This is a genomic window from Oceanicaulis sp. UBA6590 (genome assembly GCF_002433705.1).
Classification (GTDB): domain Bacteria; phylum Pseudomonadota; class Alphaproteobacteria; order Caulobacterales; family Maricaulaceae; genus Oceanicaulis.
In genome coordinates this window covers 112363-126960 of sequence record NZ_DJIQ01000022.1, presented here as the reverse complement: position 1 = coordinate 126960, position 14598 = coordinate 112363, and the positions used below count along the sequence as shown (strand labels likewise).

The following is a 14598-nucleotide window of genomic DNA, read 5'->3' as shown; positions in this document are numbered from 1 at the left end:
TGGCCGCGCTATCCCAGCGCAGCAGTGTTCAGTTGCAGGATCGGCAGCAGGATCGACAGGACGATCCCGACCACGATCACGGCCATGGCGATGATGATGCCAGGCTCCAGCAGGCTCAGACCCACCGTGATGGCGCCATCGACCTCGGCCTCCATATGCTCGGCGGAGCGCTGGAACATCTCCACCAGACGGCCCGAGCGTTCGCCCGCGGCCACCATGTAGACCATCAGGGGCGGGAACCAGCGCGCCTGACGAAGCGCATCCGCCAAACCCTTGCCAGTCTCGACCTGTTCGATCACCTCGCCCAGCATCGCCTGGAAGGGCAGATTGTCAGACGCCCGCCGCGCGGCGCGCAGGGCTTCGGGCAGCACCGCACCCGCATTGATCAGGATCGCCATGGTGCGCGCAAAGCGCGCCGCCTCGACCTTGCGCGCGAACCCGCCCAAACCCGGCAGGCCGAGCTGGCTGGTCTGGACCGCGCGTTTGACCGGCTCTCGCCGGATCAGCACCGAATACAGCAGGACCGCGCCCACGATCGCGACAAGGAGGATCGGCCAGCTGGCCTGAAGCCCGTCTGACAGCGCGATCATCACCCGCGTGATCAGCGGCAGGGTCATGTTCATGGTGTCAAACTGCTCGGCGATCTTCGGCACGATGGCCACCAGCAGCACGCAGACCACGAGGAGCGCAACGACGCCCAACACGCTGGGATAGATCAGCGCCGCGCCGACCCGACGCTTCAGCGCCCCCGCCTTTTCAAGATAGTCCGCCAGACGCTCGAGCACCTGCCCGAGCCCACCCGCGCTTTCCCCCGCCGCGACCATGGCGCGGTAGACGCCGGGAAAGCTGTCAGGATAGATCGCCATGGCGTCCGACAGACGTTCGCCCTCGGTGACCTTTTCGCGCACGCCCATCAGCACGCGGCCGACCTGGGCCTTGTCCGCCTGGCCGCCCACGAGACCCACTGCTTCCTCAACCGGCATGCCCGCATCAATCAGCGTGGCGAGCTGGCGCGTGACGCCGGTTAGATCATCTTCGGAGAGGCCCCCGGGCTTGAAGAGGTTCGCGACCGGGTTCGCGCCGGCGCCTTTCTCACTGGCGCGCGACACAGACAGGGGCGCCAGCCGGCGGCGGCGCAACTCCTTGCGCGCGGCGGCTTCGCTATCGGCGGACAACAGACCCCTGGTTCGCTTGCCCGCCGCGTCGAGCGCTTCGTACTCAAACGCCGCCATCGCGCTCGCCATCCTCGCGACACACCCGCATCACTTCGGCCAGTGACGTCTCACCGGCCTTGGCCAGCTCCACGCCCGAGCGCCACAGCGTATTGCGATGGGCGAAGGCGTGACGGGCGATCTCGCTCTCGCGCGCATCCTCGTGGATCATCGAGGCGACCGCGTCATCAACGACCAGAAGCTCATAGACGCCCCGGCGGCCCTGATAGCCCGACCCGCCGCAGCTGTCGCAGCCTTTGGGCTTGTACAAAAGCGCGGTTTCACCCAGCTCCAGCTCAAGCATGCGCTGCTCGCCCGCATCGGGCTCATAGGCCGCCTTGCAGGACGGGCACAGGCGCCGCACCAGACGCTGGGCCACCACCGCCTTGATCGTGGTCGCCAGCAGATAGCTTTCAACGCCCATATCCCGAAGACGCGTCACGGCTGCGGCCGCGGAATTGGTGTGCACTGTGGAGAGCACGAGGTGACCGGTCAGCGAGGCCTGCACCGCAATCTCGGCGGTCTCCACATCGCGGATCTCGCCCACCATCACCACATCAGGGTCCTGACGCAGAATGGCGCGCAGGCCCGCCGCAAAGGTCATGCCGACCTTGGTGTTCACCTGGGTCTGGCCCACACCCTCGACCGCGTATTCCACCGGGTCCTCCACGGTCAGGATGTTGCGCGTCTGGTCATTGAGCAGGTTGAGCCCGGCATAAAGCGTCGTCGTCTTGCCCGCGCCCGTGGGACCGGTCACCAGCACCACGCCATTGGGCTGGCTGAGCACCTTGCGGAAGTCTTCAAGCTGGCGCGGCGACATGCCCAGCTGGTCCAGCGTGAAGCGCGCGCTCTCCTTGTCGAGAAGGCGCAGCACGACGCGTTCGCCATAGCGCGACGGTAGGGTCGAGACCCGCACATCCACGCCCTTGCCCGCCAGCGTCAGGGTCAGACGCCCATCCTGGGGGATGCGCTTTTCAGCGATATCGAGCCGGGCCATCACCTTGATGCGGCTGGTCAGCGGCGGGGCGAGCCGCCCGCTCAGCGACACCATTTCGCGCAGCACGCCATCCACGCGCAGACGCACCGAGACCCGGTCCTCGAACGGTTCGACATGGATGTCCGACGCGCCCGAGCGCACGGCCTCGGCGATCAGACCATTGATCAGGCGAATGATCGGGGCGTCCGACGCGCTGTCGAGAAGATCCGCGGTCTTGGGAATGTCGTTGATGATGTCCGACAGGCTTTCGCCCGCCTCATCCTCGGCCCGGTCCGACATGGAATGGGCGAGGCCGTCAAAGGCGTAGATCTCCGACAGGGCGCGATCAAAGCTGCGCGCATCGAGCGTGCGTACTTCAAACGCCGTCCCAGCCGCCCGGCGCGCCTCCACCAGAGCCAGCGCATCCGCATCCTCGCGCAGGAGGAAGACCGGAACCTCCCCGGTCTGAAGGGCGACGCCGCGTTCGCGGGCAAAGGCGTAGTTCAGCGGCTTCAAGACTTACTCCTGCCCCGCATCGTCACCGGGGAGCGGGCCCGCAAACGGCTGCTGGCCGCGCATCATCATGTCGACAATGGATTCAAGGCTGGACGTGCCGCCCGTCGCTTCGCGCTGCTGGCCCACGGCGTAATCATAGCTCATCCGGGTGACGTCGCGCATGCTGGCCGCATCGCGCACGATGGTGGGCCGGATGAACACCATCAGATTGCGGCGCGTGGTGGAGCGGCTGTCATTGCGGAACAGACGCCCTGCGCCCGGAATCCGGCTGAGCCCCGGCACGCCGCTTTCCGCTTCCTGCTCATCGGTCTCGATCAGGCCGCCCAGCACGATGATCTCGCCATCATCAGCGAGCACAGTCGTCTCGATCTTGCGCTGATTGGTGATCAGCTCGACGAAATCGGCGCTGACCGGCCCGGCCACGGATGAGACTTCCTGGCGGATCTGCAGGCGGATGGCGTCGCCATCATTGATCTGCGGACGCACATAGAGCTGCACGCCCACGCTTTCGCGCTCGATCTGGCGGAAGGGGTTGGAATTGTTCGAGCCCAGGGTTTCTCCCGTAGTGATCGGGATTTCCTGACCCACCATCAGATTGGCTTCCTCGTTATCGAGCACCATCAGCTGGGGTTTGGACAGCACGTTGGAATCGGTATCGCTGTCGAGCGCATTGACGATGACGCCGAAGAGCGAGCCGTCATTGAGCTCGCCGCCAAAGCCGAACGAGCCGCCGCGTGAATTGACCAGCGAGGACAAAGCGAGATTGCGCAGATTCACATCGGTGCTGGAGGTGGTCTCGCCATCGCCAGAGCTGAGCCCGCCCGTCAGAAGCGCGCCTGTCAGCGCGAGGAGGTCAGGCTGGCGGGTCGAGCCATACCGGGTATAGGCGAAGGGCGTTGCGTCATCCCCGTCACCCGCCAGGAGGAACTGAACGCCCAGATCGCGTGCGGTCTGGTCGGAGATCTCCACCACGATGGCTTCCACCTGCACTTGCGGGCGGCGCACATCGAGACGGCTGATCACCTGCTCCAGCTCGCGCAGCACATCGGGATCGGCGTTCATTATGATCGAGTTGGTCGCCGGGTGATGGGCGATGGAGACCGGTCGGCCCGCGCTTTCAGGACCGCTCATCGCCTCGGCGAATTGCTGCAGGATCGGCAGCAGGTCATCGCCCTGGGCGTGGTTGAGCGCCACCACACGGAAGGTCTGGGTGGACGCGCTGACCGCATCAATGCGGCGCACCAGCGAGATCATTTCGCCCACAGCCGACGGCTCGCCGCGCAGCAGGAGCGCGTTGGAGGCCGGAACGGCGGCGACGGTGACATTGGACGGCGCCTGATCCTCGCCGCCCTGATTGCGCTCGCGCAGCCGGGCGATGACTGACGCCATCTCTTCCGCCGGCAGGTTCTCGAGCGTCAGCATCTCCACGGTGGAGGTGTCGCGGTCCGCTTCCCGCAGCGCCGCTTCGATGGCGCGGATATTCGAGGCGAAATCGACGATCACCACAAGATTGCCGGACTCCACCGGGTTCACCGCGCCCGACGGGCTGAGCATGGGCGTCACGGCGCGCACCGCCGAGCGGGCGGAGGTGTTGTTCAGGCGATAGACCCGCGTCAGGAAGACATCGCCATCCCGTGTCGCCGATTGCATGGGCGCGCCGGCGCGGGCGCCTTCGGCCTGCGGCACGATCTGGAACACGCCCGGCGCCGTCTGCACCGCCGTATAGCCGTTCACCCGCAGCGTGGAGAGAAAGACCTGGAACACTTCCTCATCGGTCAGCGGCGCTTCGGAGACGATGGTGACAAGCCCGCGCACATCAGGATCAAGCACGAAGGTGAAGCCCGTCATCAGGGCGATATCGTCGATCACCGCACCGATCTCGGCATTGCGATAGTTCAGTGTCTGCCCGCCATTGGACTGGGCGAAGGCCGCGCCGATCAGGAGAGCCGGAGCCAGGACGAGAACGAGGATGCGAGACAGCAGGGTCACGGTGCTTACTCCTGTCGGGCGGCGTCGGCCGCGGACGGTGTGAGGGTCAGGCGTCGGCCGTCCCGTTCGAGGCTCAGGCGGACATCGCCTGACGCCGAGAGGGCCCGGGCCAGCGCATCAGGCGCGCTGACCGGCGTATCATTGAGGGCGAGGATCACATCGCCCGGCTCGAGCCCGAAGCGGGCGAGCCAGTCGCGATTGGCGTCCGAGCCGATGTCAAAGCCGATCAGCTGGCCGTCGCGCAGATGCGGGCCCAGATCGAGCTCCTCGATCAGCTGGTCGAGTTCAGGCGTACGCGGAGAGGAAGACGGGGTCTGGGTTGCAGCAGGCGTCACGGGCGTCCCGCTGGCGGCCTGGCGCGCCTGTCGGCGTTCGCGGTCGCGCAGATATAGGGACTCCCGCGCGCCGCGGCGATTGATCTCGATCCGGTCGGGATGAATGGCCTCGACCGTAATGCCCGGGGCGATCTCGTCGCCGACGCGGACAATCTGCTGGCGCCCGTTCTCGGCGTCGATGATGGCGGATCCGTCCTGCTCGCTGGCGCCCACGCGCACCCCGCGCAGGGAGATGTTCAAACGGCTTTCAGGCGCCGCCTCGAGGGTCTGATCCGCCGGCCCGCCGCGCGCGGCGAACAAGCCAGTGGCGGGCGCTTGCGCCAAAGCGGGGTCAGAGGCGGAGGCGACGGACAAGGCGCGCGGCGGCTCGATGCGCACATCCAGAGCCGCAGCGCCGAACAGGCCGAACCAGATCGCCCGTGCGACAAGCCAGCCCAGCATGAGCGCCGCCAGGACAGCGCAGGCCGTGGCCAGTGCGCGGTTCACGCGCATCAGGGGGGTGGCTGTGGCTGGAGACTGGGTGCGGGTCATGGCTCTTGATGTTCGCCTCGGTCCGGAGCGGGCGGACTGTAACGGGAATTATCACGCAATGAGAAGCAGCAAGGCGGACTTTCCCGAAAGAAAGCCCGCCTCCCTGTCTCGGATCGAACCCTGGCCTAGAAGGATTTCTTCAGGCTGATCGAGAACGTGGTTCCCAGATCATAGGATTCAAAGTTGCGCTCTTCGCCAAAGGCTTCCTGGTAGGCGGAATAGTCCTCGCCCAGGATGTTGCGAATGGCGAAACGCAGGTCGACATCACCGGCGCGCGGCACGCTGAGGGTGCGGTTGTGCACCAGGTCCAGCGTGAGCGGCGGCTCTTCGATCACTTCCGGGAAGAAGGCCGAGCTTTCAACGTTCGGCGTGGTCGGATTGTCCACGGAGACGTTGAACTGGATGGTGCGAACGCGGTCGCTGTTCCAGTTGAGCAGCAGCGCGGTGCGCGTGCCGGTGCTCTTGGCTTCCCAGCCGATCTGCAGGTTGACGATGTGATCGGACTGACCGTTCAGACGCTGACCATCCAGGATGCGCGAGAAAGCGGCCACTTCGTTCGGCACCACCACGTCGGTGGAGCCGCCCGCCGGCACGCCGGCGGCGATCACGGTATCGGTCTGGTTCACCGAGATTTCCGACTGGCTGTAGGTGTAGTTCGTGTTCACGAACACCTCGGCGTCGCTCCAGAAGCCGTCATCGCCGAACGTGTCGGCCATGTCGAAGGTCTTCTCGAACTCGATCTCGAAGCCGTAGAGGGTGGCTTCGGGCGCGTTCAGATAGGAGTTCACCGGCTCTTCCGCGGCGTTGAAGAGATATTCAACGATCGGGTTTTCCAGCTCTTTGTAGAAGACGCCCGCGGTCAGGAACTGATCGCGGCCGAAATACCATTCCAGACGTGCGTCATAGTTGGTGATCTCGGTGTCCACGAGATACGGGTTGCCCACGAAGCGCTGGTCAAGCTCGGTGTCGGTGAAGAGCGCAAAGCCCAGTTCACGGAATTGCGGGCGGGTGATGGTTTCAGAGTACCCGAAACGCGCCTGCAGATTGTCCGCGAAGGTCCAGGTCAGCGTGGCCGCCGGCAGGAGGTAGTCTTCCTGGGTGGTCACCTGTGTGGACTGGCCCGCATTGTCGAAGTTGAAGGTGCGGGTAGACAGCTCGCCATCTTCCCAGCGCACGCCCAGCGCGGCGCGCAGGAACGGCGTGATCTCGACGTCAGTGGCGATATAGGCGCCTTGAACGTCCAGCTCGCCGGCATAGGCGTCAGCTGCGCCCGACGCGCCGCGTTCGCGGATCTGCCAGGTGCCGCCTTCCGCGGGAACGCCGATATTCGGATCGGCGAAGATGTAATCCACGCGCGCCGAGCGGAACAGGTTCGAGGACGAACCCGAGAACGCCATGTCCCGGCTGAACGCGGAGCGTTCGCGGGTGTTGGAGGCGTAACCGGCTTTCCATTCCCAGGACAGGCCCAGGGCTTCGACCGGCAGGGTGAAGTCGATGCCGTAATCGGTGACTTCCTCATCCACGCGGCTGAACGAGATGTTGTTGCCGCGGGTGTCCGGACGCAGCACCAGCTGTTCGACGCCGTTCACGGTCTCGAACTCGTAGCGGGCGCGACGCTGGTTCGGCGCATTGCGGGACGCGTCGGAGAAGGCGGCGCGCCAGCTGGCTTCCAGCTCGCCCAGCGATTCAAACATGTGATCGCCAGACAGCTGGTAGGTGTAGACCTGACGCTCGTAGAACGCGGTCGAATCGTCGCGGAAATCGTCTTCTTCGGTCGGCAGCAGATTGCCGAACTCAGAGCGGGTTTCCTTTTCGGTGGAGCGCAGGACCAGGGTCAGGAACTGGATCTCGTGCTCACCGAACTCGACGCCGATGGAGCCCAGCGCGTTCAGGGAGATGTCGTTGGTCGTCTCCATGAAGCGATAATCGGTGTTCTGGGTGATGGTCTCGCCCGACACGACCGAGCTGCCGGCGGTGATGTCGCCGCGGCGGCCGTCCTTGGACTGCCAGTCATTGTCAAAACCGACCGAGCCCAGAACGCCGAGTGCGAAATTGTCGAACTCGAAGCGCTGGCCGCCCGAGGCGTCCACGCCCCAGTTCGGCTCGATATCGCCTTCCTGGATGACCCAGAGCTTGGAGTTTTCGAGCGAGCGGCCGAACCGGGCCAGCGTCTCGTCATCCCAGATCCGGTTGTCGGCGCCCACGCGGCTGGTTTCGAACAGCGGCTTGAACTCGTCGGAGATCTCGCGCGTGTTGTCGCCGAAGCCCCAGCGGTCATTGCTGCCGCCATCATGGAGCAGGCCGGTGTTGAAGTTGGTCTCGGTGTCAGCCGACAGGCTCGTGCCGATCTCGAAGAAGCCTTCCGCCGGCAGGGCAGAGGTCTCGATGGAGATCAGGCCGCCGCCGAACTCGCCGGGGAATTGCGGCGAGAAGGTCTTCTGCACCAGAACGTTCGACACGACGCTCGTCGGGAACAGGTCCAGCGGCGCGGCGCGCAGAAGGGGTTCCGGCGAGGCCAGCGGCGAGCCGTTCAGCAGGGTGTTGGAATAGCGCTCGTTCAGACCGCGCACGACCGGGAAGCGGCCGTCCGAGATGGTGATGCCGGAAACACGACCCAGCGCATCAGCCACGCTGGAGTCGCCGGTGAGCACGAAATCGTCAGCGGACAGGAAGCTCGACACCTCGGAGGTGACGCGCTTGTCGTCCGGAACATACTGGTAGCGAACCACCACGACGTCTTCCGCCTGGGAGGCGTCGACCGCCTCTTGCGCTGAAGCCACCGTCAGAGGCGTCACACAGACGCCAGACAGCAGAGCCGCGGTGAACGCGATGCGAGATTTAAGCATCATAGTCCCCAATTCATTGGTTTCACAGGAGCGGCCGCCTCACCTGAGGGGTGAGGCGACCATCCAAGGGCTCTGGCCTTAGTTCGGTGCGCCGGCCGGCAGCAGCGTCCAGCCGGTGAAGCGATCGTCAGCCGCGTTCTCAACGGCGCCCACATAGTCGACGCTGGTGAAGAAGCTGCGGCGGCTCGCGTCGATCACCGTGTCGGTGCGCGGGTCGATCGCGATGACGGCGTTCTCGTTGGCGCCCGGCACGAAGACCTGGGTCAGCGAGGACGTGCCCAGAACGTTGTTCACGTTCGTGGTGTAGGGCGTGACGCCGTTGAAGAAGTCGGCGTGCACGAAGGACGGCAGCTCTTCATCCGCGAACGAGGTGGCGCAGGAGAAGAAGGTCGAGCGCAGGGTCAGGTCGCCATTGGCGGCCTGGGTCTGGGTCGAGCTGTCGTCGATGTGCAGGCATTCGTCGCCAAAGCCGGTGACGACGCCGTTCAGGAAATCGCCTGCGGTGCCTTCGCGGATCAGCATGCCGGTGTCCTGGGTGCCGATCAGGGTGAAGTTGGCGATGGTCGGGTTGGAGCGCGGCTCACGGTCGTCATTGTCTTCGAAGTTGTCGAATTCAAAACCGTTGTCGCCCGAACGCGAACCGTCGAGATCACCCTGGATCACCAGCACGAACTGGGCGTTGCCCGTCCAGCCATCGGTGTAATCCATGGAGTCGTCGCCGATCTGGGTCAGCAGCAGGTTCTTGACGTTGACCGCGCCGCCGAAGAATTCGACGCCATCGTCAAAGTTGTTGTGGACCTGGACGAACTCGACCGTGGTGCCGTTGCCGACGCCCTGGAAGGCAATGCCGTTCAGCTCGTTGTCCGCGGTCACTTCCGCGCCGGCGTACTGGACGCGGGTATAGCGGATGGAGCCGGAATTGTCAGACGCGTCCGCGCCGCCGAACAGGCCCGAAGAGCCTTCGCCGGACTTTTCGCAATCGATGGTGCCGCCGATGGCCGCCGGATCGTCACAGGCGTTGATCGGTGCGCGACCATTGATGATCAGGCCGCCCCACTCGGCGTTGTTGCCAGTGTTGTAGCCGCGGTCATTGCCAGCGGCCGTCGCCAGGATGTCCGCACGCGAGGTCATGATGACCGGCGCGCCGCGCGAACCGTTGGACTGCAGCTGCGAGCCGCGGGAGACCACGAGGTAGTCAGCGGTCGAACGGCCAAAGATCGTCACGCCCGGATCGATGGTCAGCGTCGCTTCCAGAGCGTTCGTGCTCGGGTTGGCGGCGTCCGGACCAGCGTCGATGCCGACGAACACGGCGCCCACGAGTTCATAGAGCGGGCCGGCGACCAGACGGACGTCACGGTCGACGGTGCCGGTGATGCGGCAGACGAACTGGTTGCCGATGGTTTCGCCCGAAGCCACGGTGCCCGTCGGGCATTCGGTGACTTCCGGGAACAGGCCGAAGGTCCAGCCGGTGGCCCAGGAGTTCCCTGCGGATTCGCTCGGCGAGAACGCGCCGATATAGTTCACGCTGTCAAAGAAGGCGCGACGGTCAGCGTCCACCACGGAAGCGGCGGTCGGGTTCAGCGCCGGGACAGCCAGCTCGTTGGCGCCCGGGAAGAAGGTGCCCACCAGGGTGGACGACGCCTGAACATTGTTCTGGTTGGCGGTGTAAGAGGGCGCAACGCCGTTGAAGAAGTCAGCATGCACGAAGGCCGGCAGTTCTTCATCCGCAAACGGGACGTCGCAGGAGAACAGGGTCGAGTTCAGCGTCAGGGCGCCGGCGGCGGCCTGGGACTGGGTCGAGCTGTCGTCGATGTGCAGGCACTCGTCCTGGAAGCCCGTGACGACGCCGTTCAGGAAGTCGCCCGCGGTGCCTTCACGGATCAGCATGCCGGTGTCTTGGGTGCCGATCAGGGTGAAGTTGGAGATGGTCGGGTTGGAGCGCGGTTCACGGTCGTCATTGTCTTCGAAGTTGTCGAATTCAAAACCGTTGTCGCCCGAACGCGAACCGTCGAGCGCGCCTTGCTGAACCAGCACGAACTGGGCGTTGCCCGTCCAGCCATCGGTGTAATCCATGGAGTCGTCGCCGATCTGGGTCAGAACCATGTGCTTGACGTTCACGGTGCCGCCGAAGAACTCGACGCCATCGTCAAAATTGTTGTGGACCTGGACGTAGTCGACTTCGGTGCCGTTGCCGACGCCCTGGAAGGCGATGCCGTTCAGCTCGTTGTCCGCGGTCACTTCCGCGCCCGCAAAGCGAACCTGCATGTAGTTCAGACGACCGGAATTGTCAGACGCGTCGTTGCCGCCGAAGAGGCCCGAATTGCCTTCGCCGGATTTTTCGCAATCGGCCGTGGCGCCGATGGCGGCCGGATCGTCACAGGCGTTGATCGGCGCGCGGCCGTTCAGGATGATGCCGCCCCATTCCGCGTTCGCGCCGTCATTGAAGCCGCGCGGATTGTCAGACAGGGTCGCTTCGAGATCGTCGGACGAGGTGAAGATCACCGGGTTGAACTGCTCGCCGTCCACGACCAGCTGGGAGCCGCGCGAAACGGTGAGGTAGTCAGCGGTCGTGCCGCCGACGATGTAGGCGCCAGCGCCAATGGTCAGGGTGGCGGAGGTCGAACCGGTCAGCGGGTTGGCCGCGTCGCCGCCCGCGTCGGTGCCCACGGCGACCTGGCCGTTCAGGAAGTAGATGGCGCCCTGGCCTGCGGTCGCGGACGCGCCCGGCAGGGTGGTGTCAGCCAGAAGGGTGCCCGAGGTCTGGCAGGCGGTGAGTTCAACGCTGCCCAGGGTCTGGGTCAGGGACGAGAAGCCCGTGGGGCAGCCGCCCGCCGGACGGGCGTCAACCGCCGCAGACGGCGGGGTCGGCGGGTTCGGATTGGTCGGAGCCGGCGGCGTCGGCAGCTGGCCTTCGCCCGGCGAAGAGATGGACGAATCCGAGCACGCGGCGATTACGGCGATAGACACGCCCGCCAACAGCAGCTTGATCTTGGACATTTGGACTTTCATCAGAGAACCCCCCGAGGGACTTTGAGTGGCGCAACACTTCAGGCACGCCGCACTGGCCAATGGCGCAGGCGGTCGCTCGGGGCGTGAAAAGACAGCAAGATTGTAACGCCGGGTTTTCAGAACCGTGACGAAGCCATGACACAGCCCGTTGCACGGGTTCAGGCTCGCATTGCACGGCGTGTCATCGCCCCATGCGCAGGCTGAATCCCGTGCCATGGCAGGCCTTCGCGCCAGGTGTGGCGCCCATGCACGATCCATTTTCGGTTTTATGAAATTTGAGTGACAGGCGCCGCCAGGGGCGAACCGCGTACTGCGTTCACCCGTGCGCGGCGTAACGCGCGTCGAACACGCTCCGCCATCGTGACAGGTCGTGGCCTGCTCCGCGCGCCAGCGCGATCAGCTCGTCAGCCGGCAGGTCCTCGGACCGGGCCAGAGCCCAGCCCAGCATGGACCGGGCGCCGGATCGGCAGAAGCCCAGCACCTTGCCCGTGGCCTGCTCGGTCAGGTCATGAATGCGTTCGACATCGGCAAGGGATATCTCGGCGCCGCACATGGGCGCATGCAGATACGCAAGCCCCGCAGCCCGCGCCGCCGCCTCGATGTCCATGGAATCAGGCTGATCAGGCGCTTCGCCATCCGGACGGTTGTTGATGAGCGCGACAAAGCCCTGTTCTGCAAGCGCCGTCACGTCTTCAGGCGCAATCTGCGCGGATATGAAGAAGCTCGGGCTGACCTGAACCGGCGTCATGGCTCTCTCCTACAGCGCGTCGAAGGGGATTTTCAGATAGCGCACGCCATTATCCTCGGCGGGCGGCAATTCCCCGGCGCGCATGTTCACCTGAACGCTGGGCAGAATCAGAGTGGGCATGTCCAGCGTCGCGTCCCGGCGTTCGCGCATGGCGACGAAGCTGTCCTCATCAATGCCGCCGCCCACATGAATGTTGCTGGCGCGCTCTTCGGCCACTGTGGTTTCCCAGGCGAATTCGTCCCGACCCGGAGCCTTGTAGTCATGACACATGAACAGGCGCGTCTCGTCCGGCAGGGCGAAGATTTTCTGGATCGAGCGATAAAGCGTACGCGCATCGCCGCCGGGAAAGTCACACCGCGCCGTGCCGAAATCAGGCATGAACAGCGTGTCGCCGACAAAGGCGGCGTCGCCGATCACATAGGTCATGCAGGCTGGCGTATGGCCGGGCGTATGCAGGGTGCGGGCCTCAAGCTCGCCAATGCTGAACCGCTCGTCATCATCGAACAGGTGATCGAACTGGGAGCCGTCGCGCTGGAATTCACTCCCCGCATTGAAGACCTTGCCGAAGACATCCTGCACGGTGCGGATATTGGCGCCGATCGCCAATTGACCGCCCAGCTTCTCCTTCAGATAGGGCGCGGCGGACAAATGGTCGGCATGGACATGGGTTTCCAGCACCCAGTCGACATCCAGCCCCTGCTCTTTCACATAGGCGATGATGGCGTCCGCGCTCGTGTGGCTGGTCCGGCCGGACTTCGCATCGTAATCGAGTACGGAGTCGATGATGGCCGCTTTTTGCGTCGCCGGGTCCGACACCACATAACTGACAGTGAAGGTGTCCGGATCAAAGAACGCCTTGACGGTCGGGATCGGGGTCGCAGATGGCGTGGTCATTGAGCGCCTCCCTTGCCGGCTTTGGGACCAAACGCCAGACACAGCGCCGCCACCAGTTTCTGGATGCGGGCGTCCGCGAGACTGTAATAGACATGCTTGGCGTCGCGTCGCGGCGAGACCAGACCGGCGTCGCGCATGCGCGCCAGATCGCGGGACAGATTGGGCTGACGCACGCCGGTGCGCATCTCGATTTCAGAAACCGAGCATTCGCCTTCCATCAGTTCACACGCCACAAGCAGACGCCCGGGATGGGCCAGGATCTTCATCAGGCTGGCCACCTCGTCCGCGCGTTCGCGCAGCTCGGTCAGTTCAAGTTCGGCCATGTCAGTCTCGGCGACCATGGGGCGACCCTTTGTCGGCTTTCAAGTTTCCAATTTTGATAATTGAAATCTTCGCGCGCGCTGACAAGTCTTCCACTCAGTCAGGACGTCTGATCTTATGACGTCAGACCATCAGCCTGATCGGACGGTCCACCCGTTCGGCGAGAGGAGCCTGTCCCGCACCATGAGCGTCCTGCCTTTGCTCGCCTTGAATCTGGCTGCAGTTCTGAGTTTGTTTTCAATCCTTTGGGCGATCGCCCAGTTTCATCGCGATCCCAGCTTCATTGATGCCTTCTGGGCGCTCGGGATCGTGCTCATCGCCCTGGTCGGCCATGCCGCCTCCCCCGGCGCGACATGGCGACACATGCTGGTGCTCGGCCTTGTTCTGGCGTGGGGGCTGCGCCTTGCCGCACATCTGCTGTTGCGGTGGCGTCGGGAGGGCGCGGACCGGCGCTACACGAAGCTGCTCAGTGATGTGCGCGAGAAGCGCGGCTGGAGCTATGCCCGCACGACGCTGGTCTTCATCTTCCTGCCCCAGGCCGTGCTCCTGTGGCTGACCAGCCTGCCGGTTCAGATGGGCCAGGCTTTCGCCACCCTGACGCCGCTCGGCCCCGTGGCCATGCTGGGCGGCGCGCTGGCCCTGTTCGGAATCGCATACGAAGCGCTGGCGGACCATCAGCTGCATCGGTTCCGCCAGGATCCGGGTCGGCACGGCCAGGTGCTCGACACCGGCCTGTGGGCCCGGAGCCGTCATCCCAACTATTTCGGGGAAATCTGTGTCTGGTGGGGGCTGTGGCTGATTGCAGCGGAAACCGGATGGGGCGTCCTGGCGCTGCCCGGACCGCTCTTCGTCACCTTTACCCTGTTCAGATTATCCGGGGTCCCCATGCAGGAAGCCGGACTGGAGGCCCGACGCCCCGAATACGCCGCCTACAAGGCGCGCACCCCGGCGATCATCCCGCGGCTGTTCCGCTTCAAGGGCTAAGTGCTAGCTGCGACGCACCGGCGCAAAGTCGAAACCGTCCGGCGCGCTGTCCAGAAAGCGCTCGACAAAGCGAATCGCTTCTTCCGTCTGTTGCTTGCAGAGACCGGTCTTCAGACCCGTCATCGCCAATCCGGCGACGCCCAGGCTCAACAGGCCCACACCGGCCATTACGATAATCAGTCGCATAGCGCCCTCCCCGGCGAATACGACAGAAGCGTAACATTACACGATGTTCATT

The 14598-nt window shown here is 64.7% G+C and carries 11 protein-coding genes; 1 reads left to right on the top strand and 10 read right to left on the bottom strand.

From position 1 onward, the window contains the following. Positions 1 to 8 precede the first annotated feature (8 nt). The 9 genes from gspF to B2Z70_RS04260 form a co-directional block, all read right to left on the bottom strand. Positions 9 to 1232 carry a type II secretion system inner membrane protein GspF gene (gene gspF / locus B2Z70_RS04300; protein WP_292981430.1) on the bottom strand — a complete coding sequence of 408 codons (1224 nt, stop codon included), beginning with the start codon at positions 1230 to 1232 and terminating at the stop codon, positions 9 to 11. Beyond that, a complete protein-coding gene (gspE, locus tag B2Z70_RS04295; protein WP_292981427.1) occupies positions 1219 to 2703 on the bottom strand; it encodes a type II secretion system ATPase GspE in 1485 nt (494 codons plus the stop codon). The genes gspF and gspE overlap by 14 nt, the downstream gene beginning before the upstream one ends. A 3-nt stretch (positions 2704 to 2706) precedes the next feature. Beyond that, positions 2707 to 4692, bottom strand: coding sequence for a type II secretion system secretin GspD (gene gspD, locus B2Z70_RS04290; protein ID WP_292981424.1), 1986 nt, complete (start codon positions 4690 to 4692; stop codon positions 2707 to 2709). Between the two features lie 5 nt (positions 4693 to 4697). Further along, the gene (locus B2Z70_RS04285) at positions 4698 to 5558 is read right to left on the bottom strand and encodes a type II secretion system protein N (protein WP_009802785.1); all 861 of its coding nucleotides are present in this window, start codon (positions 5556 to 5558) and stop codon (positions 4698 to 4700) included. Positions 5559 to 5683: 125 nt separating this feature from the next. Then, entirely contained in the window at positions 5684 to 8404 is a 2721-nt protein-coding gene (locus B2Z70_RS04280; protein WP_009802784.1) for a TonB-dependent receptor domain-containing protein, read from the bottom strand. Between the two features lie 78 nt (positions 8405 to 8482). Next, the gene (locus tag B2Z70_RS04275; protein WP_292981416.1) at positions 8483 to 11413 is read right to left on the bottom strand and encodes a beta-helix domain-containing protein; all 2931 of its coding nucleotides are present in this window, start codon (positions 11411 to 11413) and stop codon (positions 8483 to 8485) included. Between the two features lie 316 nt (positions 11414 to 11729). Then, a complete protein-coding gene (locus tag B2Z70_RS04270; RefSeq protein ID WP_292981413.1) occupies positions 11730 to 12161 on the bottom strand; it encodes a protein tyrosine phosphatase family protein in 432 nt (143 codons plus the stop codon). Between the two features lie 9 nt (positions 12162 to 12170). Continuing rightward, positions 12171 to 13055 (bottom strand): MBL fold metallo-hydrolase, encoded by an 885-nt coding sequence (locus tag B2Z70_RS04265; RefSeq protein ID WP_292981410.1) that lies wholly within the window; start codon positions 13053 to 13055, stop codon positions 12171 to 12173. Beyond that, positions 13052 to 13396: an ArsR/SmtB family transcription factor gene (locus B2Z70_RS04260; RefSeq protein WP_009802780.1), complete on the bottom strand. Its 345-nt coding sequence runs from the start codon at positions 13394 to 13396 to the stop codon at positions 13052 to 13054. Before B2Z70_RS04260 ends, B2Z70_RS04265 begins: the two co-directional genes overlap by 4 nt. 163 nt (positions 13397 to 13559) lie before the next feature. Here B2Z70_RS04260 and B2Z70_RS04255 point away from each other — a divergent pair, with 163 nt between their 5' ends. Then, positions 13560 to 14360 (top strand): DUF1295 domain-containing protein, encoded by an 801-nt coding sequence (locus B2Z70_RS04255; RefSeq protein ID WP_009802779.1) that lies wholly within the window; start codon positions 13560 to 13562, stop codon positions 14358 to 14360. 3 nt (positions 14361 to 14363) lie between these two features. Here B2Z70_RS04255 and B2Z70_RS04250 read toward each other — a convergent pair whose 3' ends face one another. Then, complete coding sequence (locus tag B2Z70_RS04250; RefSeq protein WP_156776231.1) at positions 14364 to 14546, bottom strand: hypothetical protein; 183 nt, start codon at positions 14544 to 14546, stop codon at positions 14364 to 14366. Positions 14547 to 14598 lie beyond the last annotated feature (52 nt).